Source organism: Streptomyces sp. 15-116A, assembly GCF_025290915.1.
In the GTDB taxonomy this organism is placed as follows: Bacteria; Actinomycetota; Actinomycetes; order Streptomycetales; family Streptomycetaceae; genus Streptomyces.
On the sequence record NZ_JAOCQE010000003.1, the window covers coordinates 13541 to 36330 of the forward strand.

Annotated in this window: 16 protein-coding genes and 4 pseudogenes; 11 read left to right on the plus strand and 9 right to left on the minus strand. The window is 67.6% G+C overall.

Going from position 1 to position 22790, the window contains the following annotated elements; translation table 11 throughout:
- Window positions 1-10: 10 nt before the first annotated feature.
- The 6 genes and pseudogenes from N4P33_RS01055 (at window position 11) to N4P33_RS01080 (ending at window position 5641) form a co-directional block, all read left to right on the plus strand.
- Window positions 11-157, plus strand: coding sequence for a hypothetical protein (locus N4P33_RS01055; protein WP_260824250.1), 147 nt, complete (start codon window positions 11-13; stop codon window positions 155-157).
- A 122-nt stretch (window positions 158-279) separates the two neighbouring features.
- Window positions 280-687, plus strand: a pseudogene (locus N4P33_RS01060) (transcriptional regulator); the annotation flags it as partial.
- Window positions 684-1226: a flavoprotein gene (locus N4P33_RS01065; protein WP_260824251.1), complete on the plus strand. Its 543-nt coding sequence runs from the start codon at window positions 684-686 to the stop codon at window positions 1224-1226. The pseudogene N4P33_RS01060 and the gene N4P33_RS01065, both read left to right, overlap by 4 nt.
- 548 nt (window positions 1227-1774) lie before the next feature.
- Entirely contained in the window at window positions 1775-3175 is a 1401-nt protein-coding gene (locus N4P33_RS01070; protein WP_073725500.1) for a UvrD-helicase domain-containing protein, read from the plus strand.
- Complete coding sequence (locus tag N4P33_RS01075; protein WP_073725498.1) at window positions 3172-3870, plus strand: DarT ssDNA thymidine ADP-ribosyltransferase family protein; 699 nt, start codon at window positions 3172-3174, stop codon at window positions 3868-3870. The genes N4P33_RS01070 and N4P33_RS01075 overlap by 4 nt, the downstream gene beginning before the upstream one ends.
- Window positions 3871-3916: 46 nt before the next feature.
- Window positions 3917-5641, plus strand: a complete 1725-nt coding sequence (locus N4P33_RS01080; RefSeq protein ID WP_260824305.1) for an ADP-ribosylglycohydrolase family protein — start codon at window positions 3917-3919, stop codon at window positions 5639-5641.
- Between the two features lie 34 nt (window positions 5642-5675).
- Here N4P33_RS01080 and N4P33_RS01085 read toward each other — a convergent pair whose 3' ends face one another.
- From N4P33_RS01085 to N4P33_RS01115, 7 genes and pseudogenes are all read right to left on the minus strand, one after another.
- Window positions 5676-6719, minus strand: a complete 1044-nt coding sequence (locus N4P33_RS01085; RefSeq protein ID WP_260824252.1) for a serine hydrolase — start codon at window positions 6717-6719, stop codon at window positions 5676-5678.
- A gap of 94 nt (window positions 6720-6813) precedes the next feature.
- Entirely contained in the window at window positions 6814-7902 is a 1089-nt protein-coding gene (locus tag N4P33_RS01090; RefSeq protein ID WP_260824306.1) for a glycosyltransferase family 4 protein, read from the minus strand.
- 23 nt (window positions 7903-7925) lie between these two features.
- Window positions 7926-8462 (minus strand): dCTP deaminase domain-containing protein, encoded by a 537-nt coding sequence (locus N4P33_RS01095; RefSeq protein WP_087808835.1) that lies wholly within the window; start codon window positions 8460-8462, stop codon window positions 7926-7928.
- Window positions 8459-8998: a dCTP deaminase gene (gene dcd / locus N4P33_RS01100; RefSeq protein WP_260824253.1), complete on the minus strand. Its 540-nt coding sequence runs from the start codon at window positions 8996-8998 to the stop codon at window positions 8459-8461. The genes N4P33_RS01095 and dcd overlap by 4 nt, the downstream gene beginning before the upstream one ends.
- A pseudogene (locus tag N4P33_RS01105) lies at window positions 8998-10235 on the minus strand (metallophosphoesterase). Before N4P33_RS01105 ends, dcd begins: the two are co-directional and overlap by 1 nt.
- Entirely contained in the window at window positions 10232-11548 is a 1317-nt protein-coding gene (locus tag N4P33_RS01110) for a UDP-N-acetylglucosamine 1-carboxyvinyltransferase (RefSeq protein ID WP_190077914.1), read from the minus strand. Before N4P33_RS01110 ends, N4P33_RS01105 begins: the two are co-directional and overlap by 4 nt.
- A complete protein-coding gene (locus N4P33_RS01115; protein WP_260824254.1) occupies window positions 11548-11988 on the minus strand; it encodes an ATP-binding protein in 441 nt (146 codons plus the stop codon). Before N4P33_RS01115 ends, N4P33_RS01110 begins: the two co-directional genes overlap by 1 nt.
- Before the next feature lie 176 nt (window positions 11989-12164).
- Between N4P33_RS01115 and N4P33_RS01120 the strand changes: the two are divergent.
- Window positions 12165-13437 (plus strand): annotated as a pseudogene (locus N4P33_RS01120) (helix-turn-helix domain-containing protein).
- The gene (locus N4P33_RS01125) at window positions 13434-13979 is read left to right on the plus strand and encodes a flavoprotein (RefSeq protein WP_190077916.1); all 546 of its coding nucleotides are present in this window, start codon (window positions 13434-13436) and stop codon (window positions 13977-13979) included. The pseudogene N4P33_RS01120 and the gene N4P33_RS01125 overlap by 4 nt, the downstream one beginning before the upstream one ends.
- Here N4P33_RS01125 and N4P33_RS01130 read toward each other — a convergent pair.
- Window positions 13980-14885: pseudogene (locus N4P33_RS01130) on the minus strand (mobilization protein); the annotation flags it as partial. It abuts the gene before it with no gap.
- Between N4P33_RS01130 and N4P33_RS01135 the strand changes: the two are divergent.
- Together N4P33_RS01135 and N4P33_RS01140 are read left to right on the plus strand one after the other, a co-directional pair.
- Window positions 14864-16003 carry a site-specific integrase gene (locus N4P33_RS01135; protein ID WP_260824255.1) on the plus strand — a complete coding sequence of 380 codons (1140 nt, stop codon included), beginning with the start codon at window positions 14864-14866 and terminating at the stop codon, window positions 16001-16003. The pseudogene N4P33_RS01130 and the gene N4P33_RS01135 overlap by 22 nt on opposite strands.
- Window positions 16004-16172: 169 nt before the next feature.
- A complete protein-coding gene (locus N4P33_RS01140; RefSeq protein ID WP_260824256.1) occupies window positions 16173-19961 on the plus strand; it encodes a hypothetical protein in 3789 nt (1262 codons plus the stop codon).
- A gap of 488 nt (window positions 19962-20449) precedes the next feature.
- On the opposite strand, the gene N4P33_RS01150 is transcribed toward N4P33_RS01140, so the two are convergent.
- On the minus strand, window positions 20450-21136 hold the full coding sequence (locus tag N4P33_RS01150; RefSeq protein ID WP_260824257.1) for a hypothetical protein: 687 nt from the start codon (window positions 21134-21136) through the stop codon (window positions 20450-20452).
- Between the two features lie 304 nt (window positions 21137-21440).
- Between N4P33_RS01150 and hemL the strand changes: the two genes are divergently transcribed.
- Window positions 21441-22757 (plus strand): glutamate-1-semialdehyde 2,1-aminomutase, encoded by a 1317-nt coding sequence (gene hemL / locus N4P33_RS01155; protein WP_260824258.1) that lies wholly within the window; start codon window positions 21441-21443, stop codon window positions 22755-22757.
- Window positions 22758-22790: the final 33 nt, after the last annotated feature.

A 22790-nucleotide genomic window follows, 5' to 3' on the forward strand; every position in this document is an offset into this window, starting at 1 on the left:
CCCGGCCGTCGTGATCACGGTCATCGCCCCCTTCACCGGACCTCTGGCGAGCCGGGGCTACCGGCTCTACCAGGACCTGCTGGCGTTGGAGCGCCTGCTGCCCCAGGAGACACGGCAGCTGCTGAGATGGCGCTGGTTCGACTCCCACCGGTCCTGATCGCGCCGCCCAGCTTCTGCGGGCGGCGCGGTAACGCCGCGGGTCATGTCCAGTTGAGGTCAAGAAGCCTCAGCTCAGGGCCATGACGAGCAGTACGGCTGATGCCCCGCCTCATGCAACCGAAGGAGTTCCTGACCGAGGCCAAGGAGGTCTCCCGGTACGTCACGCTTGACCGGCCGGACGCCTGGGCCACCTCCAGCCCCACCAACGTCGCACTGCACGAGCTCAGCTCCCTGGTGGCCCTCGGTGACACCGGCCTCGCCCTCCAAGCCGCCCGCCCGCTCATGCGCCGCGACATTCCGGTCCCCGAGCGCCGCGCCGCACTCTGGGTGGAGGCAGCGCGCGCCTACAGCCAGCAGGGCCGCCTCGCCGACGGTTACCAGGCCCTGCGCATCGCCGAGACCTGCGCCGCCCAGGACGTCCGCCGCCCCGACGTCCGCAACCTGGTCGCCGACATGGCCGTCCGTGACCGCCGACGTACGCTGCCGGAACGGCACCACTTCAGCCGCCGACTGGGAGTCCCCGCGTGACCGAGCCGACCGCCTTGGACAAGAAGCCGTTCCTGTACGTCGTCGTCTGCGCCGCCGGTGTCGCCCGTGACGTCGGCAAGCTGATCACGGCTGCCCAGGAGGCGAACTGGGATGTCGGCGTCGTTGCCACACCGCAGGGTCTCGGGTTCATCGACGCGAAGGCGGTCGAGGCACAGACCGGCTACCCGATCCGTTCGGCGTGGCGTTCGCCCGGGGACCCTCGCCCTCTGCCACCCGCGGACGCGATAGCGGTCGCCCCGGCCACCTTCAACACGATCAACAAATGGGCCGCCGGGATCTCCGACACCCTGGCCCTCGGCATTCTGTGCGAGGCGTACGGCATGGGCATCCCGACCGTCGTGCTCCCCTACCTGAACTCCGCGCAGGCCGCCCATCCCGCGTATCAGCGAAGCCTCGATCAGTTGCGCGCGATGGGCGTCCTGATCGGCTCATGCGAACCGCACCGGCCCAGGGCGGGCGGCGGCGCGGACCGGTTCCGCTGGGAGGAAGCCCTGGAACTGCTGGAGCGAGAGGCGTGACCAGGAACCGGGCTTGTGGGGCCTTGGACGACACCTTCGACGAGGTGGCGAGGGCGAGGTCCGAAGGCCTCGCCCAGCCCCTGTAAAGCCCCAGTTCAGGGCCACACCAGGCAATAAGGCTGATGCCCCGCCTCATGCAGCCGGTGCGAGAAGTCCTGCCACTCGTGCAGCGATTGAAGGCGGCGGGGCGTTGACCTGGGTATTTTCGATAAAATCCGCGTTGACCTGCGGGAAGTCGTCCCGGTAGTTCTCGCGGGTTAACGCCGTTTCCTGGGCTCATGTGCCCTGGATGTGCCCTCGAAAGTGATCGGCTGGCCACGGGGCAGGTGCCGCGGTGTGGCTTGCGGGGCGGCAGTCCGCGGTCGTCAGCAGCCTGCGCGAGGGCTGGACGAAGCTATGCACCACCCCCCGGGCCAAGCTGCCTAATCGCCGAGGGCGCGAGCTCCAGCGGAGAGGGCTGCGGCTTCGTCGGTTGGTGGAGGCCCAGTTGAGGGACCGGTCCGTGGATCATCTGTACCAAGTGGCCATGGACGCGTCATAATGGCGCGATGGGGCTTTCGTTACCTGACCCGAAGGGTCACCAGCGGGACGTCGTCTTCCTGAACGAACGCGGTCACTGCGTCGTTCTGGGCACGGCGGGCAGCGGCAAGACGACGATGGCGGTCCATCGGGCTCATTATCTGGCCACGGCCCCGGGTATCGGAGGCCGCACGCTGTTGGTCACCTTCAACAAGGCTCTCGTAACCTACCTCAGGGGTATGAGCGCCGCGTCTACGAACCTGCAGATCGAGACCTACCACACCTTCGCGCGTGGCTATCTCGCGCATCGCACCAAAGCGCCGGTGCGCATATGCAAGTCCAAGAAGCAAATGGTTGAGCGGGCGCTGGGGGAGGCTCGTGAGCGCCACCCCTCCCGGGCCGTGATTCACCGTCCGCTCGATTTCTTCCTGGATGAGCTGCATTGGATGGTCGGGCACGGCATAGTCGACCAGCAGACGTATGTGGAAGGCCGTGCTCGTCGGGTTGGCCGGGGCAGGCCACTTCAGCAACCCGATCGTGAAGTCGTCTTCGAGGTCTACCAACGGTACGTACAGTTGCGTGCCGAAGCCGGGTACGAGTACGACTTCGACAACATGGCGTCGACGGTCCTGGGCGCCCTGAAGGTTGATCCCACCAAGCGGCTTTACCGGCATGTCGTCGTCGATGAGGGCCAGGATTTTACACCCGAGATGATTCGAAGCCTGGCAGCGGCCATTCCTAGCGACGGATCACTGACTTTCTTCGGCGATTACGCGCAGCAGATCTACGGGAGCCGGATGTCCTGGCGTGCCCTGGGCCTTCATGTGTCAAATGTCGTGGAGTTCGCCCACAACTATCGCAACAGCCGTCAGGTCGCCCAACTCGCCCAGTCCCTTTCGGATATGCCGCACTTCAAGGATGACGTCGATCTGGTCCAGCCGACCGGTGCGGCGGCCGACGGCCCGAAACCCACCATCCTGGAGACCGCGGGCAAGGAAGAACAGCTCGTTCAGGCGGCGAGCAACGCCCTGGCGCTGGGCGCGGACCGCCAGGTCGCCATTCTTATGCGCACCCGGGTCCACGAGGACAAACTCAGATCTCTCCTCGACCGAGGTCGTGTCCCCATTCACCGCCTGCACCGTGAGCTTGCGCGGTGGACGGACGAGCCGGGGGTGTTTTACGGGACCTACTCTGCGGCGAAGGGCTTCGAGTTCGACTCGGTGATCCTCCCATTCTGTGATGCGGACGAGTTGCCGAAACCGAGTGAGGTGGAGGCTCACGGCCTCGACGAGGCCAAGGCGCGCGAGGCCCGGCAGTTGTACGTAGCCATCACCCGGGCTCGTACAGACCTCATCATGCTGCACTCAAGCAAGCTGACCGGTCTGCTGCCGCAGGAGATGTCTGACCTGTACGTGCGGGTGAGCTTGTGAGTGACGTCCTTGAGCAGGCCCGGGCCCGCGGTATCACCCGTCTGTGCCATCTCACCAAGTCGGCCAACCTGTCCCATATCCTCGAAACCCGGCAGATACGTCCCGTGGCCACTCTGCAGACAGCTGCGGACGCCTTTCGGCCTGCCGATACCCAGCGCCTGGACGGCGCACTGGAGTTCACCTTCCTGAGCGTGGAGTATCCGAACACCTGGTACCTGGCCCAGGCAGCGAGCCGGGACCGCCATTTTCAGGACTGGGTGGTTCTCACGCTGGACGTCGACCTGCTCGCCACTTCCGGCGCACGCTTCTGTCCCTACAACTCCGCACGAGACAGGAGCGCCGGCGCCCGGCTGGGTGCCGACGGCTTCAATGCCATGTTCGCGCCCACGGTGACCGGCAAGGTGACTCTGCGGCGAGAAAGTGGGCACCCGTCTTGGTGGCCTACGGACGACCAGGCAGAGATACAGATACCCGGGATCATCCCACTGTCCGCCGTACGTTCTGTCATCGTCCGGGACGAGAAGCAGGCAGAGCTGGAGCACTTCAGACATGCCCAGTTCGGGATGGCGGTTCTGCTGCCACCTCTGGTTGTCGCTCCCATGCTCTTCGACAAGTACGTCCTGAGCCGCTCGGTGCGCTCCGGCAATCGGCCACCGGAGAGCCCGTACATCCCCCGAACAACTCTGGCAGAGTGAACACGTGAACGCTGAGCTTCACCCATGGACCGACAGAGCCTGCGGCATGCTGCTAGGAGCAGCCGTCGGGGACGCCATGGGCTGGCCCTACGAGCGGCGGGACCGGACTCGCTCACTTCCGCCACTCAGCCAGGTCGCGGGTCGGTTTTTCGCCTGGCAGCGAACGGCAAGCAGCCGTTTCCGCCCGATCCTTGAGGACATCGGACCAGGCGAGTACAGCGACGACACACAGATGCTCATCGCCGTGGCTCGTGCTCGCCTCACCGCAGGAGACGACTGGCTTACCTGGTTGCAACGAGTCGAGTGGCCCTTCCTCCTCGATTACGAACGTGGTGCCGGGGCTAGCGTCAAGCGTGCCTGCCGCGCCTGGGAGAAGCATGAATCGGCCTGGGGCAAGAGGGCCGACGACCAGGAAAAGTACTTCAGTAGCGGGGCCAACGGCGCGGCCATGCGCATCGCGCCGCACGTCATAGTCCACCACAAGGGTTCCTTCGGCGACCTGGCGCACGACGTGGTCCGCGACGCCGCGACGACACACGGGCACCCGCGAGCCCTGCTGGGTGCCTTGGTGCATGCCTACGCCCTGTGGACCAGTTTGCGGCAACCTGCGCCATTGGCTTACGGCTGGCTCGTCGAAGCAACACTGGACGGTCTGAAGGACTGGCGGGAACCGGTGTGGCAGGGGCTGGACAGAAACTGGTTGGATGCCGCTGCGAAGGCGTTCCCCGGCGGCTACGAACAAGGCTGGGATGACGCCGTGCGGGAGGTGGAGGATCTCCTCACCAGCGCACGGTCCTCACTGAACAGCGGCGCGCTGAGTGCGCCCTCCGCCTTTCTCGAGCAACACGGCCTCACTCGGCCGAAGACGCGTGGGTCGGGGACGTTGTGCGCGGTGGCAGCCATTTACCTCGCGGCCCGTTCGGCCGCCAGCCCGGAGCGTGGCATCGGTGTCCCCGCGCGCCAGGAGGGCGCGGACACGGACACACTGGCATCTATGGCCGCCAGCCTGCTCGGCGCAGGTCTGGGCCAGGAATGGCTGGGCTCGTTCGGGCGAACTGTTCAGGATGCGGCCCTGCTCGTCACGCTGGCCGAGAATCTGCTCACTCCTGTCTCTCCGATCCTGTCCCTGCCTTCTCGCGCCGCGGCTGGCGAAGCTCGGTCGCGGTTCATCGAGAAGCTCGACAAGGCCGACAGCCGAGCTGATCTGCTGCTCCCGGACCGGCGCCAAGCACGCGTGGTCGCAGCTGGCACCCTGACGTCCGGCAAGTGGACGGCGCGACGTACACATATCGTCACCACGGACGGTCAGAACCTTTTCTTTATCCGCGGGATCCAGCGGGCGGAAGCGGAATTGGAAGGTGTCGAGGAAGCCCCTCGTACCGATGCGGAGCTGGCTGACGAGCATCGATCGGTCTGGCCACCGAACCAGGTCCGGCTCCAAGGTGCCTATCTGCCCGTCGCCGACATCGGACGCGTGACGGCGGCCATGTCCGCCCTCGGTTTGAGCGCGCACCGCCGCGGAAGCGACTGGGTCTCTTATGAGAATCTCGTGATCAGGCAGGCACACACCAGCAAAGTCGCTACGGGCGTTCCAGGCGTCCAACTTCGGGTTGCCATCGACGATGTCCAAGCGGCTTGGGAGCGTCTGCGCAGGCTGGGGTTCGACGGAGCAGTGCAACGTGAGGGCGGCGCCCTCTGGGCACAGATCGACCCGTACCTGATCGTCGCCGTCAACAACGCCGAGCCGCCCGCTCGCCCAACCCTGCAGTAGACCCGGCCGGGACGCGATGGGTTGCTTTGCCACGTCAGTTCAAGGCGAGCCCACGGAAGGTGTTGCGAACCTCGGTCAACGGGCCACGTTCCCTTGTGTAGTAGAGCTTGTTGGTCAGGAGTACCGCCCAGCGGCACTTGGTGGGGGAAATCCACATGCCTGTGCCGGTGAAGCCGTAGTGGACCCAGACGCCTTCGTCGGCGCTCGTGCCGGGAGCGGGGTGCCAGAATAGGCCGCGAGCAGGTTGGAGCCGGCCCGTCTGGATTGTCAGGGAGCGGGTGATCCATTCGCTCCCGAAACCAGCCCGGAACTGGGAAGCGGCAGGGGCGAGCATGTACCGGAGGAAGGCGGCGAGGTCGTCGAGGACGGTGAAGGCGCCGGCGATGCCGCAGACGCCGCCCAGAAGGCGGGCAGAGAAGTCGTGGGCGACTCCCTTGAGGTGGGTGTCGGTGTCGTGGTCGAGTTCGGTGGGTGCGCAGCGGGCGGCGAGGTCGGCGGGCAGGGGGCCGAAGCGGGTGCCGGTCATGCCCAGCGGATGCCAGGTGCGGGCGGTGGCCAGCTGGTCCAAGGGGCTGCCGGAGAGGTGTTCGGCGAGGTAGCCGAGGATGAGGGCGGCTCGGTCGGTGTACTCGACGGCTTCGCCGGGTGCCCGGTGGAGTGCCTCGTGCAGTACTCCGCGGCGGATGTCGTCCGGGTTGGTGCCGTAGAGGTTCTTCAGCTGGGCTCGCAGTGGGACGCCGGCGGTGTGCGTCAGCAGATGCCGGGCGGTGACGGCTCCGAGTGGGTGCCCGGTGACCTCCTGCCAGAAGCTGCCGAGCGGCTGGTCGAGGTCGAGGGTTCCGTCCTCGTACAGGGCGCCGACGGAGGACCAGACAGCCAGGATCTTGGTGAGGCTGGCGGCGTCGAAGACGGTGTCGGTGCGCATCGGCACGTCCGGCTCGTCGGGGTCGAGGACGCCGGTGGTGCCCTGGGCGAGGGTGCCGGTGGCGTCGCCGAGGGCCCATACGGCGCCCGGGTACACCTTGTCGCGGACCCCTTCGTCGAGTAGGGCTTCGATGCGGTCATGCTCGTACGTCATGGTCTCCCTCTTCGCCGGGGTATCCCGTCGGACAGCGTAGTGACGTTCGCAGAGCGGTTCGGGTAGTGACGTGTCGGGACGTCTGACGGTCGGTTCAGGTGAGCTGTCGGCCGAGGTCGGTCAGGGATCGTGCGGTTGCCGAGAGGGGGTAGCGTGCCGCATTGGCGTAGCCCGCCTGGCGCAGGGCGGACAGCAACCCAGGGGTCTTCATCAGCCGGTCGAGATCCCGTGCGAGTGCGGCGGAGTGGGTGAAGTCGGTGGTCATACCGGAAGCGGCGAGCGCCTCGCTGAGGCCGGGGACAGGCTGGTAAAGGACGGGCAGTCCGCACGCTTGGGCTTCCAGTGCGACCAGTCCCATGGCTTCCAGTATGGTGGACGGCATGACCAGTACGTCGTGTTCGGTGAAGGCTTTCCACAGCTGTGGGCGGCGCAGCCAGCCGAGGTAGCGGACTCGTACGCCGGCGCGTTGCAGCAGCGGGGCCAGTGCGTGGAACTGGGCTCTGGGCGCGGCGACGCTCAGCTCGACACCGGGGACGGGAGCCAGGCTCTTGATCAGGGTCTCGCCACCCTTTTCGGTGGTCAGGCGTCCTGCGTACAGGAGCCGCAGGTGGCTGGTGGAGGTGCGTGCCGGCCGGGCGGGCGGTGCGGTGAGCAGGTGGTCGGGGATGCCCCAGGGGATGTGGGTGATCTTGCGGCGTTCGATCTGTGGGGCGAGCTTGAGGAGGCGGTCGGCCATTGCGTTGGTCGGGACCACGATGGCGTCGGCGGCCCCGGCTGTCTCGCGCAGCACCTGGAGCTGGTCTCGGTGGGTCTCGGCGAAGATCAGGTCCGTGCCGTGGACGAGGGCGATCCGGGGATGCGCGGGCAGAGCGCGGATGAGGGCAGGAGTGGCGCCGAATGCGAGGTGCTGCAAGTGGAGGACGCTGATCTGTGTGGGATCGAGCGTGGCTGTAAGTGCTCTGCGCAGGGTGGCGACGTAGCGGCTGAAGGCCGTTCCTTCCAGGCATTTGCCTGCTACGGGGAGCACGTTGAGTCCGGCGGGTGGACGAGGAGCGTGACCAGGTGGTGCGAGCATGAAGGCGCGGGCCGGGATGAGGGGTTGCGGTCCGGTGTAGAGGTCGAGGAAGAGCTCGATGCTGCCGCCGGGGCTTCCGACGGGGAGGTCCAGGAAGGTGGCGGCCATCGGGCCGGTGGCCGAGCGAGCGTTCACCGCGCTCCTCCGTCGATCTCCTCGTAGAGGCGCGAGATGTCGATGCCTTCCGTGGACGCGTACTTGGCAGGCTGCTGCTGGTAGCTGGCCGGGGTGCCGAAGGTGGTGAGGAAGACGAGCTTGCCGAAGGTCATGCCCGGATACACGCGCACCGGTCGCGTGGCGCGGATCTCCAGCGTCCAGCGGATCGCATGGCCCTGGTGTCCGAGCGGAGCCGAGACGTGAACCCAGATGCCCAGGGACCCGGTGGTGCGGTCGCCATTCAGTAGCTGCGCGTACGTCTCCGAACCGGTCCGCTCCAGCGTGATGCCGAGGTAGAGCAGGCCAGGGCGCAGCACGAGGCCGGTGTCGGGGATGGGCTGCTCGGTGAAGGCGGTGGGGGTTGCGGCGTCGAGGTTGCCGTCGCAGACGCGGATCGTTTCGCCGAGCCGCCAGTCGTAGGCGTTGGGGGAGAGGCGGCTGGGCTCGTACGGGTCGATGGTGATCTCGTCGGCCTGGACGGCGGCGGCGATGGCGGGGCCGGTGAGGATCACGATGCCACCGCCCGGAGTCGGGCGAGGTCTCGCCAGTAGGCGGAAGGCTGCGGTCCTGCGGCGGCCTGGTACTTGCCGCGGTAGAGGTCGATGGCGCCGGTGGAGACGAAGAACATGATCTGCCCGATCGCCATGCCGGCATACACGCGCAGCGGTCGGATCGGGGTGAGCATGAGCGTCCACTGGCCGTGGAAGCCGATGTCGCCGATGGGGGCGGTGATCTCGACGAACAGGCCGAGACGTCCGACGGAGGAGCGACCGAAAAGCAGTGGCACGAAGGTGTCGGAGCCGACCTCTTCGAGGGTGTGGCCGAGGTAGAGCTCGCCTGGCTGGAGGATGTGCCCGTCCGAGCCGATGCTGGTTGCGTTTGTGGGGTTGGGCCGGTGTGGGTCCAGGACCGTGCTCGTGTAGGTGATCAGGGTGGGGCCCAGACGCACGTTGTAGCTGTTGGGGTTGACCTGGTCGGCGGCGAACGGGGTGATGCGGAGGCGGCCGTCGTGAGCGGCAGTGGTGATCTCCGGGCCGGTGAGGATCATTAGCTGCTTCCTTCCGCGGTGACAGGAGCGGTGATGATGAGGACGTGCTGGACGGCCTGGTCCAGGCGCAGGCCGACCTCATATGTGCGTCCGCCGAGGTAGGTGTCGGCGAGGTAGTCGGTGGTCAGCACGGTGGTGATGGCGTCCGGCAGGGGATCGGGGGCCGTGACGAGCGGGCCGGTCTGGGCGGTCAGACCTGACAGCAGGCCACGGAGGCCGCTGCGTGCCGGCTCAGGTACGTGGGCGTGCACCAGCTGGTTGGCGAACGGCTCGATGGAGAGCAGGTCGCCCTGGGTGAGTGTGTCGCAGAGCGGGACGGCACGTAGTGCCGTCTCGTTGAGGATGACCGCGTCTGCCCCGAGTGCCGTACGCAGGCGGGCGGTGAGCTCCACGAGTAGGCTGCGCCGGTCGAGGGGCTGGTGGCGGTACGCCGGACTGATCGGGCCGAGGACGGCGGCCAGCTGCTGCTTGACGTTTTCGATGAGGGAGCACAGATCCGCAAGCTCCATGGGAAAGCGGCTCGGGGCCCGATTCGGGAAGGTTGTACTGCCGGCACCCCATCCCGTGCCTACGGGTGTCGCGATCGCATAGCCGTCGGCGAGTTCCCGACCCTTGGCGACCAGGGTGCCGTCGACTCGGACCGGTCCGTACTGATCGCTGTGGCAGTGCCCGGCGAAGACCACGTCGAGGAACGGGCAGGCCGCCGCGAGTTTCCGGTCCTCGTCGAAGCCGGAATGGCTGAGCAGGACCCAGCTGTCCACCTCGTGGTGGGCGAGAATCACCTCGCGCAGGGACTGCAGGGGATCGGTGACGCATTGGCCGACTCGCTGGGCAGCCGGGATCGAGTGGAAGGCTTGCCGGCCGATCACAGCGGTTACGCCGACGCGCCGTCCATCGATGTCGGCGATGTACAGGCGGCGGAACAGAGCGTCGCCGGTGTTGGCATCCACGGCATTGGCGCAGACAGTGCGCCGGTGAAGGTCGGGTTCGAAGTAGTGGGGCCAGCCGTGGTTGCCGGGGCCAGCACGTCGTACAGCCTGAGCAGGATCCCCCGCTCGATCGTGCCGCGGGCGAGGCGGTAGTACCCGCTGCCTTCGAAGAAGTCGCCGCAGTCCACGATGAGGGAAGTCGGCCGCAGCGAGTGGAGGTGGGTCAGGAACGGCGCGGCGTTGTCGAAGGCGGAGTGGACGTCCGTTGTGGCAACGATCTGGCGCAGGTTGCGCCCGTCGGTGGTCATGGGGTGACCTCGCAGATGTCGGCGCCCAGGGTGTGGAGCTTGCCGGGCAGGTCGGCGTGGCCGCGGCGGAGCTGGTCGAGACCGCCAAGGGTGGTGACGCCCTGGGCGGTGAGGCCGGCGACCATGAGGGCGGATCCGGTTCGGATGTCGGTGGCCTCCACGCCCGTCCCGGTCAGCCGTTGAGGACCGGTAAGGCGGCACTCGGTGGGGGAGATCTCCTCGATGTCCGCCCCGAGGCGGGCCAACTGCGGCAGAAGATTGCCGTGGCGACCTGGGTTGATGGCGTCGGCGAACAGGTGGGTACCGGGTAGGCCGAGGGCCAGTGCCATGAGTGGTGGTTCGAAGTCGGCGTCCAAGCCGCCCGGGCTGAGCGAGGCGGTGGCCCGTAAGGGCCGGCTGGCCAAGCGGCCGTCCTGGGCGTTCACGGTGAGGGTGTCCGCCTCGCTGACGGTGGAGATGCCCAGTCGGTGCAGGGCAGCCACGAGGGGGCCCAGGTCGTCGGCTCGCGCGCCTCGGATGCGCGCGCTTCCGCCGGTGGTGGCGACTGCACAGGCGAGTGTCCCTGCCTCCACCTTGTCTCCCGGCACTACCCATGCGGCGTCGCTCGGTGCCGAGGGGGGTGGCGAGAGGGCGAGCAGGCGCTCGCCGGCCCGGGTTTCCCATCCCGCCGCCTGCAGGGCCTCCAGCACGTACAGCACTTCCGGCGAGAGATTGGGCTCGCCCAGCCGCAGAGGCCGGCCGGTGGTGACGGCTCGAAGCAGGGCGGCCACGGTCGCCCCGCGCGAGCGGAACGGCAGCACCAGGGACACGGTGCCATAGCGACGTCTGGCGGCCTCGACGCGATATCCGGAGTCACCCAAGACACTCCGGTCGCCGAATGCCTCGTACACCTTGAAGTGCAGATCCATCCCGCGTGCGCCGATCCGGCAGCCTCCCGGCCACGGCAGCCGTGCCTCTCCGTGCCGGGCGAGCAGGGCCGGCACCAGGTAGTACGAGGCACGGATACGCGCGGCCTGGGGCAGGTGGGGGCGCACGGGCTGGTTTTCAGTCGGCAGAATCACCGCCGCAGTCGGCTTCCCGACCGGCTGCGCTACATGCCAGCCCGACTCTTGGAGCAGCGCGAGCATGGTCTGCACGTCCGTGTTGGCAGGGATGTTGTTCAGCCGCACCGGACAGCCGAGGGCAGCCGCGGCGGCCACCAGCGGGAGCGCCGCGTTCTTGGAGCCGTCGACAGTCACAGTGCCGGTGAGCGGTGGGCCCGGACGAACGGCGATCACCTCGGCGGCCACGCCGGGGACGCGAGTGGTCGTCATCAGCAACTCTTCTGTGCAACAAGGGGGGACACGATCGGATGGTCCGGATTGGTGGGCAGTGCGATCTCGGCCCAGCAGCACTTCCCGACCGCCGTCGGCTCGACGCCGTATCGATCCGCGAGCGCGGCCACGAGGAACAGACCTCGGCCGCTCTCGCTACACGGATCCGGGAGACCCGGCCGGGGCAGTTCCGGGCAGTCGTCGCAGACTTCGATCCGCAGTGACTGCTCGTCGAGACGGACGGACAGGGAAACCGGGCCGGCTTCGGCATGCCGGACCGCGTTGGTGACGAACTCACTGATCACGAGCTCGGCGGTGTGCACCACCTCGTTGCCCAGCACCGTGTCCCAGCCCTCTATCGCGTCCACGGCCCGGTGCCGGGCGGCGGTGACCGCGGTCGGTGTGGCGGATACGGAGAGTGCGAACTGGTGCGCTTTCACGAGCTGCCTCCAGGGTCGGTGCGGCTGCTCCAGGCAACCGCTCCGGAGACAAGCGGGACCATGCCGTGTGCCGGGGCCGCATCACTTATGCAGGAGCTGCATCGCGGCCAATCGATGCTCGGTTACGCTCGGTTGAGCAGGCAGGATCGGCGACGGCAGAAGGGGCCGTGGCGCAGATGGCCGACGCACAGAGTGAAGCCGGACGGATCGGCGAAGTCATCCGTCAGGCACGCGTATTACAGCGGCGCTCGCAGAAGGACGTTGCCACCGCACTGGGCTACCACCAGTCGAAGGTGAGCCGCCTGGAGAACGGCAGGGGCACGGAGGACGTGCGCGTGCTGCGCGAGATCGCGAAGGTACTGGACATCCCACCGCAACGCCTCGGCCTCGCCGCTGCCCCCGACGCCAGCCCCAGCGATCCCGGAACCGAGGACATGCACCGCCGCACCTTCCTTGCCGCGAGCGTCGCCGCGCTCGCGGCAACGCCGACGCCAACCATGGCGCACCACGACCTGATCCAGGTCCTGCTGCCGGGACCGAACCCCGCCGCCACCGGTGACTCCTCCGGTATCGACGAGCTGCGGGAGCGAGCGCGGACCGTGCGCCGGCTGTTCTGCACGTGCGACTACGCGAAACTGGAGCAGGCCCTGCCGGGCCTGATCGCCGACCTGCGCCAGGTCGCCGGCGGCTCCTCCGGTTCGGCGGAGGCATCCGGGTTGCTCGCGACCACCTACCAGACGTCGGTGAGCCTGTTGCTGAAGCGAGCCGACCAGGGCAACGCCTGGCTCGCGGCCGGCCGGGCCATGGCCGAGGCGGAAAGGTCTGGGGACCCTGTCGTCCTCGCCGCCAGCGTCCGCGTTCACGCTCACGTGCTCGTACGGGAGAAGCACACAGCCCAAGCCGTGAACATGGTGCGCCACACCGTCGACCAGCTCAGCGGCTCCTACGACCGACGCTCGCCCCGATACCTGGCAGCGGTCGGCCTGCTGCTGCTCCGCGGGGCAACCGCCGCCAGCAGAAACGGCGACCGCGAAACCACCCGCGACTTCCTCACCGAGGCCAGAGAGGTGGCCCGCTACGTCGCATTCGACAGGCCGGACGCCTGGGCGAACTTCAGCCCGACCAACGTAGCCCTGCACGAGATCAGCGCGGCTGTCTCATTCGGCGACGCCGGAATCGCCCTCCAAACCGCTCGCCCCCTCATGCGGCGGCACATCCCCCGTCCCCGAGCGACGGGCCGCGCTCTGGGTGGAGGCCGCCCGCGCCTACAGTCAGCAGGGCAGACTCGCCGACGGCTACCAGGCCCTGCGCATCGCCGAGAGCTGCGCGGCACAGGACGTCCGCCGCCCGGCCGTACGCGAACTGGTTGCCGACATGGCAGCCCGTGACCGTCGCCGGGCGCTGCCCGAGCTCCACCACTTCAGCCGCCAACTGGGAGTGCCCGCGTGAGTGACCAGCACGACAAGCCGTTGCTCCAGATCGTGGTCTGCGCGGCCGGGGTCGCCGCCGACGTCGGCCGGCTGATCACGGCAGCACAGGAACGGCACTGGGACGTCGGCGTCGTTGCCACCCCGCAAGGAGTCGGCTTCCTTGATGCGGAGGCGGTCGAGGCCCAGACCGGCCGCCCCGTTCGCTCGGCCTGGCGGTCACCGGGTGAGCCACGCCCGAGCCGGCCTGCGGATGCGATCGCGGTCGCCCCGGCCACCTTCAACACGGTCAACAAGTGGGCCGCCGGGATCTCCGACAACCTCGCGCTGGGCATCCTGTGCGAGGCGCCCGCCATGGGGGTACCGGTCGCCGTGCTGCCTTACCTGAACTCCGCCCAGGCCGCTCACCCTGCATACCGACGGAGTCTGGACCTGCTGCGCGAGATGGGTGTCTTGGTCGGCTCCTACGAGCCTCACCGGCCGAAGGCGGGCGGCGGGGCCGACCGCTACCGCTGGGAGGAAGTGCTGGAGCTGCTTGCCCCGAGGCTGTCCGCGCGGTCGTGATCAGCGCCGATGTGCTCGCGGCTGCGGGAGCGAGACGGTGGTTGCCTCGTGGGCCGGAGTGCTCGGTGTCCCATCGGGCCGTGCTGCGCTGCGGGCCTGTGCTGCACGGGCGCGTGCGTTGGGCGTCGGCCGTGCGCTGAAGCGTTGAACTCGCCATGCCAACGTCCCTGCGGGGGAGCGGGCGTCATCCAGGGCACGTTGGTCGGCGGCCTGCCTGAGGAGGCGCTCAGGGTCGTACCCAAGCGCTTCCGCTTCGGCGAGTGCGGCAGTGAGGGCAGCAATCGAGGGATCTGCCAGGACGTGCTCCGAGTGCTCGGGGACGGCCCGACGGATGTGGTGGACGTGCGGGTCCACAGTCGGTTGTGGCGGTCGGCGTCGGATGAGGGCGGTCAGGGGAGCGGTTGCTGCCTGGTCGTAGGCGGCTTGTAGGTGGAGCAGGGTCTGCTGGGCGGCGGTGACCTGCTGGTCGTGGTGGCGGAGCTGATGCCAGCGGGTGGCCGCGATGGTGACGAGGATCGCGGCATCGAGGAGCATCGCCAGCGCCGTACCGTCGCTTGGTGCGGGCTCGCGGAGCATCGCACGTGTGGCGCTTCGCAGGGCACGGGCGTGGTGGTGTTCGGCCTGGATGCGGGAGCGTGTGGCGCGCTCGAAGGCGGAAGCGGCTTCACGGAGCTGGGCGCGGATGGGTGCGGGAGCGAGGAGGGGCAGGACGTCCAGGGCTTCACCGAAGGCGGCGAGGTGAGCCTGGGAGGCTCCATCGTCGTGACCGGTGAGGTGGTGGGGGATCCACTCGGTGGCGGCGGTGGCCTGGTGCCAAGGGTTGGGAGAGCGAGGAGAGCGCTTGCTCGGCTGGTTGGTGGGTTGCGGGTCGGTAGCCTCCAGGCGTGCTCGGATCCTGGGGAGGGAGGGCGGCCGAGGTCGACGTCGAAATCCGCAGCGGCAGATACGTCGTTCCCGCCGAGACGAAGCAGACGCTCGGCGCCTACGCCCAGAAGTGGCTCGACGGGAACTCGGTAGGCCCGACCACGGCCCTCCGCTACGAGGCCACCGTCCGCAACCACATCGTCGCCCACCTCGGTCGGCGCGAGCTGCGGTCCTTGAACAAGCCTTCGGTCATTCAGGGCTGGATTCGCGCGCTGCAGGACGGCGACTTCGAGGTGTCGACGATCGAGGGCATCTTCGACATCCTCTCCAGCATCCTGGGCATGGCTGTGGAGGACGGGCTACTGCCGAAGAACCCGTGCAAGTCAAAGTCGGTCAAGCTGCCGACCGCGACCAAGAAGAAGATCGTCCCTTGGCCCCTGGAGCGTGTGCGTGCCGTCATCGCCGGGCTGCCCGAGCGCTTCCAGGCAGCCGGCAAGCTCGCCTTCGGGTGCGGCCTACGTCAAGGGGAGGTCTTCGGCTTCGCTGTCGAGGACATCGACTGCAAAGGCGGTTGGATCCACGTCAACCGCCAGGTGAGGCTCGTCGGCACGAAGCCGGTTTTCGCTCTGCCCAAGGGCAACCGGATCCGGTCAGTGCCGCTGTCGGCGCAGCTGGTCACTGCCCTCAAGGCCCACATGAGGCGATTCCCGCCCACGGCGGTCACGCTGCCCTGGGCGAAGCCCGACGGCGAGCCCAAGACCTTCCGGCTGCTTTTCGTCGACGAGAAGGGCCGAGCGTACAACCGCAGCGTCTTCAACATGGGCGCCTGGAAGAGAGCCCTGGTCGCCGCTGGCGTGATCCCTCCCCGCGAGCGCGGGGCGAGGTATCTCCAGGCGGCCCCGGAGGATGGCATGCACGCCCTCCGGCACGCGTACGCTTCCGTGCTCCTGGACGCGAGGGAGAGCATCAAGGCGCTCTCCGAGTACCTCGGCCACTCGGACCCGGGCTTCACGCTTCGGACGTACACGCACCTGCTGCCGTCCAGCGAGAGCCGGACCCGCAAGGCGATCGACGATGCCTTCACCGAACACAGGGAGTCCGAACTTCGGAGTGCAGCAGCGGGTGCGATTGAGGATCTCAGTTGGCGAACCGCGGTCTGAGACAGCTGGGGGCCTCAGCTTGATCACATGCATCAGGCCCCGGACCTCAGCTTCCAGGCCGCCGAATGATGTCGAACCGCGGTCTGTGGATGAGCATGAGGCGGACGACGATGGCGTCGACGGAGTTGAAGCCGAAGGGAGTGTCAGTGGGTAGCAGTACCGTCGGAGCATGACTGTGTGGCCGCCAATTGATCGTGACGATCTTCGCAAGGCACGTGGTGACGCGGGCTTCGATACCGTCCTCCCGCTGCTGATTAGGCGCTTGATAGCCGAGACCGCAAGCGGCTTGGAATCGCTGGACATGCCCGGCGGGTCCGGAACCGCCGTCGGGGGATACGACGGCATCGTCACAGCGTCGCGACCGTCGGCGTTCGTGCCCGAGGGAACTTCGGTGTGGGAGCTGTCTGTTGGCGGCGGCAATAGCAAGGCCGAGGATGACTACGAGAAAAGGATCAAAGGCCCGAAGGGGCTCGCGACCCAAGACGTCACCTACGTAGAAGTCGTCCTTGACACGTGGAGAGATGCTCGAACCTGGGCCGAGCGTCACACCGAGGATGGTCGGTGGCGGGAGGTACGTGGGTACAACCTCGACGGGATCGACCTATGGCTGGAGCAAGCGCCGGCCACCACGGCATGGCTTGCTGCCCGGCTGGGGAAGGCACTGCCGGGCGTGCGGTCTCTGGACTCGTGGTGGACGGACAGTTGGCTCCTGTCGACGCGCATCCCGCTGGACCGAACGGTGGTGCTGGCAGGAAGAGAGAAGGCAGCCGCCGACTTTGGTGCCCTCCTCGCCACCGGCCGGTCGGTAACCACGCTAGGTGGTGATCTGCGTCCCGATGAAGTCTGCGCTTTCGTCGCCGCTGCCCTAGAACAAGAAGGCATCCTGGGGGCCACTCAGGTGGGTGCGCGGGTCCTGTTTGTTTCCGACAAGAGTGGTATTGAGCAACTGGTTACGCAGCGCCAGCCGTTGATCCTGGTCCTCGCCGACCCGGCCCTCGCGCGGGACATTCCGCAGCAGCAGCCTCACCAGTTGGTGTGGGCGGCTATGCCGGGCGCCCGGTGCGACGTGAAGGTACCCAGGCTTCACAGCCAAGTCATCGAGTCCCTGCTGCTCTCCAACGACATGCCGCGTGAGCGTGCGGCTCGACTCGGCGCGCTCGGTCGCCGCAGCCTGCTTGCGCTACGGCGAGCCCTGGCCCACCACCCGGAGCCACTCACAACGGAGCGGGTCTCCACTCTCGATGTGGTCCGCCGACGGCTGCTCCTGGTGAACTCCTGGGCCGGAGACAATCAGGAAGACCGCCGTGTGGTTGGGCAGTGCTCGGGACTTGAGTACGACGAGTTGCAGGAGCGAGCTCGGGAGCTCGCCGCCGGGGCCGACATCCCCTTCCTTGGCTATCAGGAAGGAATTTGGCATGTGCTCGCCGCCGAGGATGCCTGGGCGTTGCTCGGTACGTCTCTCACCAGTGACGATCTTCAATTCTTCCGAAGGGTAGTCCTGGAGGTGCTGACTGAAACAGATCCGACCCTCGACCTAGACCCTGGTGAAAAGTGGAAGGCCGGGGTGATGGGCGTACGACGGTGCTTCTCACACACCCTTCGCGCCGGGCTCGCCCAGTCGCTCGCCCTCCTCGGCACCCTGGGCGCAGACCTACGGGGCCCGGGCGGTGCCACGGGCGATCGGTGGGCACGGTTGCTAGTTCGTGATCTGCTGAAACGGGCCAATGCTGATGACACGTATAGCCTGTGGCGTTCCCTGGGCGACGTGCTCACTTTGCTGGCTGAGGCCGCTCCGGAGGAGTTCATGGAAGCCGTGCACGAGGGCCTCAGCGGCACCACGCCGCTTCACACCGCCATGTTCACAGACAACCAGCCTGACAACATGGGGCTTGGATCCAGCTCTCCCCATACAAGCTTCTTGTGGTCCTTGGAGAGCCTGGCGTGGTCTCCGGAGCACCTCGATGACGCAGTCGACGTACTGACTGCGCTGGCTGTCGTGGACCCGGGCGGCCGGCTCTCGAATCGTCCCCTCGCGAGTCTGGTGGGGATTCTCAGCGCATGGGCTCCAAACACGACCGCCCTTGCCGAGGACCGCATAAGGGTAATCCGACGTCTGGTGCGGAGACAGCCAGCACTCGGCCGCAAGTTGCTCCTCCAGCTCATTCCTGACAGTCACGCTATACAGATGAGCCATCCTGGTCCGCGCTTCCGTGATTGGAAAAGGGACCCCGTCGTCACCCCGCATGATCGATGGAGTGTGATCACCGCCGTGGTCGACCTACTCCTGGACGAGGTCAACGCTGCCCCCGAGCTGTATGCCGAACTGATCGGCAAAATCGACGTTCTCCCTCCCCAACACCGCGCTGAGGTCGCGCGAGGACTGACTGAACTGGGCGGCGACCTGGAAGATGACGATCAGCGCGCGGTTCTCCACCGCGCACTGCGCGACCAGGTCGCCCGCCACCAAGAGTATGCGGACGCCGCGTGGGCGCTTCCTGCGGACGAGCTGGCCCCCCTCCAAGCCGCATGTCAAGCGCTGGAGCCTCGGAATCCGGTGAGGCGATACGCATGGTTGTTCCAATCCGGTTGGATCACGCTCGGCGACATCAGGCGGCGTGACGACTTCGCTGCCTACGACGCGGAACTCCTCGCCCGGCGGGCCGCCGCAGTCGGGGAGATAGTCGTGAATGGAGGGCTGACGGCTCTTGTCGAGCTGGCTTCCGTAGCCGAGTTCGCCGACCTGGTGGGCATCGCTCTTGCCGAGCACTCCGATGACCATGACCAAGAGCTGCTGTCCTGGCTTGAGGAGGACGCCTCACCAGCCAAGGAGGTTGCAGTTGGGTACCTGCGTCGGCGTATGTGGGCTCGGGGGAATGATCTCCGCGACAGGCTTCTTTCTCTTACAGAGCTTCCGCATGTTCAGGCAGTGATCCTGCGACTCGCCCCAGAACCAGCCGCCGCGTGGTCCAAGCTCTCGGAACTCAGTCCGGAAGTAGCGGGACATTATTGGCGCGAGTTCTCCTACTTTGGGCTCGGCTCTAATTTCCCACGAGCGCTTGATGCCGCCCGGTCGCTGCTGGGTGCAGGCCGTCCTGCAGCCGCGCTGGACCTCATCCTCCTCTACGACAAGGAAGGGAGTGCTCCAGAGGCCGCTGAGATTGTCGTCACCGGGCTCGAAGACCTCATCGAAGCTAGGTTGAGCGATCCTGAGATCAGGCGACTCAGTTCACGTTTCCAGGATCTATTCACGCTGCTGGCACGGCATTGTGAGCAGGTCGGGCGTCAACGCATCCTCAGGCTGGAGTGGCAACTCTTGCCTGCGCTCGGATTCGACGCTAAGGCTCCAATCCTCCACAAGACGCTTGTCGAGGACCCTGAGGCGTTCGCGGATTTGGTGACGTGGTCCTTCCGTCCCAGCACCGCTTCTGACGAAGATACGGTAGATGCCGTAGAAAAGGAGAATAGGCGCAATATTGCGAACCATTCATACCGAGCCCTTCGCACGCTGCGAACGTGTCCAGGGCTTAAGGCCGACGGAACCCTCGACCCGGTTGCGCTGCGCACGTGGGTCATGACGGCACGGGCAGAATTGGCTTCCAGGGATCGCGCCAGGGTGGGTGACGTGCAGATCGGTCAGGTCCTTGCTTTCGCGCCGCGCGACCAGGACGACCTGCAAGTTCCGGAAGCTGTCCGAGATCTACTTGAAGAGATCAATAGCAACGATCTCGAAAGCGGTCTCAGCATTGGCATCTACAACAAACGAGGTGTGACCAGCCGAGGGCTCCTAGACGGTGGAGTGCAGGAGACGGAGCTGGCCCGGTCCTTCCGGGAGCAGGCCGAACGCGTACGCGCGTGGCCGCGAACCCGGAAGTTGCTCAAAGGGCTTGCGGAGTCGTACGAGGCAGACGCCCGGCGGGAAGACCAAGAGGCAGAGCGACGCCATCAGGGCCTGCAGTAGGCCAAGCCGCCAAGACCTGTTGCGAAAGCGCGGGCCGACGCTGCTCAGCGAGCTCAGTTAACAGCACGGTCGCCTTAGCGACGTGAGCGTCGCCGACACCGATCCGACCCTGGCGCGCGCGAGGCGGCTGCCTGCACCTCGACGCCATCGCCGACCTCGCGGTTCTCTGGATGAGGATCGCCCGTCAGGGGGGCCACGGGGGCTGACTGGGCCGAGCGACTGACCGGCGGGAACCCGAGTACGCCGGCTACTCGGACCCGGACTTCACGCTGCGGACGTACACGCACCCGCTGTCGTCCAGCGAGACGCGGACCCACAAGATGATCGACGACGCCTTCAGGCAGTAGCCAGCACCAGAAGCCCACGGCGCATCAGTGCCTCGGCTGCACCAATGTGCCCTCAATGTGCCCTGGCCGCCTGACGGCCCCTCCCCGGCAAGCACAAGGGCGAGGCCCGAAGACCCCGCCCGCCCCTCACGAAACCCCAGCTCAGGGCCACACCAGGCAATAAGGCTGATGCCCCGCCTCATGCAGCCGGTGTGAGAAGTCCTGCCACTCGTGCAGCAGCTGGTACACGTTGAACGCGTCGCGCGGGCCGCCGCGGTCCGGGACCGTGGACCAGATGAAGGCTGCCGCGCCGACCGCCTCCTCGCCGATGCCGCGCAGGGGGTCGACGACCGTCATGGGGAGCTTGACCACCGCGTAGTCGGGGTGCAGGACGACCAGTTCCAGCGGGGGCACCTTGTGCAAGGGGACGCCCTCGATGCCCGTCAGCACCATGGCGGCCATGGTCTCCGGCTTGATCTTGGTGAACATGCCGCCCATGCCGAGCTCGTCGCCGCCGAGCTCCTCGGGGCGCATCGAGATCGGGACGCGGGCCGCGGTGGCGCCGTCCGGCGCGCCGAAGTACTTGTACGTCACCCCCACCCGACCACCATTCCTGCTCCCCGGTCCCGGTCCCAGCCGCTCGATCCGTCCGTGTATACGTCCGTCGAGCCGCTCGGGTTCGCCGGGCTGACCGTATGCCTGACGTGCCTCGTCCATGCCTGCGGCGTCCGTGCCTGCCGCGTTCGCCGCGTCGTCCGCGTGCTGCGCCTCGCGTCGGTGCCTTCCCCGCCGGGCACGCCGAGGACCCAGGTCGTCAGTCCCCTCGCCCAGTCCGCCACCGCGATGCATATCTCCACCCGACTGCTTTTCTAGGACGCCCGGCCCCCGCCGCGCAACCCGATCATCGTGTCAGTGACCTCCCCCACGGCCGCCCGCCGAAACGTGCGGTTCACACATCCACCCGCGGGATCTTCGCGACCTACCGGCCCCTCGCGCACCCCCTGCCCCCGTGAGCTGTGTGTATCAGACGTCAGTCTCGCAGATCACCGCGGATGCGGGGCCGTTCCCGGCCCTGGCCTACCCTTGACACGTCACTCGCACCCGGAGTCCGGGGGCCCCAGAAGTCGCCAGAAGGTCGGAGAAGTCGCAGGTCATGAGCGCACTGCCCTATCCATACGAAGCCCCCGCCTCGCAGGCGCTGTTCGATCGTGCCGCCGCCGTCACTCCCGGTGGCGTGAACTCACCGGTGCGTGCCTTCCGTGCCGTCGGCGGCACGCCCCGGTTCATGGTGTCCGGCAGCGGCCCGTATCTGACCGACGCCGACGGCCGTGAGTACGTCGACCTCGTCTGCTCCTGGGGCCCGATGATCCTGGGGCACGCACACCCCGAGGTGATCGCCGCCGTCCAGGAGGCCGTCGCCCGCGGCACCTCCTTCGGCACGCCCGGCGAGGGCGAGGTCGCGCTCGCCGAGGAGATGGTGAACCGCATCGAGCCCCTGGAGCAGGTGCGGCTCGTCTCCAGCGGCACCGAGGCCACCATGTCGGCCATCCGCCTCGCCCGCGGCTTCACGCAGCGCACCAAGGTGATCAAGTTCGCCGGCTGCTACCACGGCCACGTCGACTCGCTGCTCGCCTCCGCCGGCTCCGGTGTCGCCACGTTCGCCCTCCCCGACACCCCGGGCGTCACCGGCGCCCAGGCCGGCGACACCATCGTCCTGCCGTACAACGACCTCGACGCCGTGCACGCCGCCTTCGCCGCGCACCCCGGCGAGATCGCCTGCGTGATCACCGAGGCCTCGCCGGGCAACATGGGCGTCGTCCCGCCGCTGCCCGGCTTCAACCAGGGCCTCAAGGACGCCTGCGCGAGCAACGGCGCGCTGTACATCTCCGACGAGGTCATGACCGGGTTCAGGACCAGCCGCGCCGGCTGGTACGGCGTCGACGGCGTGCGGCCCGACCTGATGACCTTCGGCAAGGTGATGGGCGGCGGCTTCCCGGCCGCGGCGTTCGGCGGGCGCGCCGACGTCATGGCGCACCTCGCCCCCGCCGGGCCCGTCTACCAGGCCGGCACCCTCTCCGGTAACCCCGTCGCCACCGCCGCCGGGCTCGCCCAGCTGCGGCTGCTCGACGACGCGGCGTACCGGAGGATCGACGCGGTCTCCGCGCAGATCCAGACGCTGGTCGGCGAGGCGCTCACCAAGGAGGGCGTCGCGCACACCCTGCAGAGCGCCTCCAACATGTTCTCCGTCTTCTTCACGGACCGGCCGGTGCGCGACTACGAGGACGCCAAGGCGCAGGAGTCCTTCCGCTTCACCGCGTTCTTCCACAGCCTGCTGGAGAATGGCGTCTATCTGCCGCCGTCGTCCTTCGAGTCCTGGTTCGTCTCGACCGCGCACGACGAGCGGGCCGTCCAGCGGATCGCCGACGCCCTCCCGGCGGCGGCCCGAGCGGCAGCGGAGGCCACCGCGTGAGCGCGAACCCGAGCAGCGAGCTGACCGTCGTCC

What these genes read in the sequence shown, in the direction of transcription:
- N4P33_RS01070 (WP_073725500.1), top strand. Translation starts at nt 1,775, where the DNA reads ATGGGGCTTTCGTTACCTGACCCGAAGGGTCACCAGCGGGACGTCGTC.
- N4P33_RS01080 (WP_260824305.1), top strand. Translation starts at nt 3,917, where the DNA reads ATGCTGCTAGGAGCAGCCGTCGGGGACGCCATGGGCTGGCCCTACGAG.
- N4P33_RS01085 (WP_260824252.1), bottom strand. Translation starts at nt 6,719, where the DNA reads ATGACGTACGAGCATGACCGCATCGAAGCCCTACTCGACGAAGGGGTC.
- N4P33_RS01090 (WP_260824306.1), bottom strand. Translation starts at nt 7,902, where the DNA reads ATGGCCGCCACCTTCCTGGACCTCCCCGTCGGAAGCCCCGGCGGCAGC.
- dcd (WP_260824253.1), bottom strand. Translation starts at nt 8,998, where the DNA reads ATGATCCTCACCGGCCCGGAGATCACCACTGCCGCTCACGACGGCCGC.
- N4P33_RS01110 (WP_190077914.1), bottom strand. Translation starts at nt 11,548, where the DNA reads ATGACGACCACTCGCGTCCCCGGCGTGGCCGCCGAGGTGATCGCCGTT.
- N4P33_RS01140 (WP_260824256.1), top strand. Translation starts at nt 16,173, where the DNA reads ATGACTGTGTGGCCGCCAATTGATCGTGACGATCTTCGCAAGGCACGT.
- N4P33_RS01150 (WP_260824257.1), bottom strand. Translation starts at nt 21,136, where the DNA reads ATGCATCGCGGTGGCGGACTGGGCGAGGGGACTGACGACCTGGGTCCT.
- hemL (WP_260824258.1), top strand. Translation starts at nt 21,441, where the DNA reads ATGAGCGCACTGCCCTATCCATACGAAGCCCCCGCCTCGCAGGCGCTG.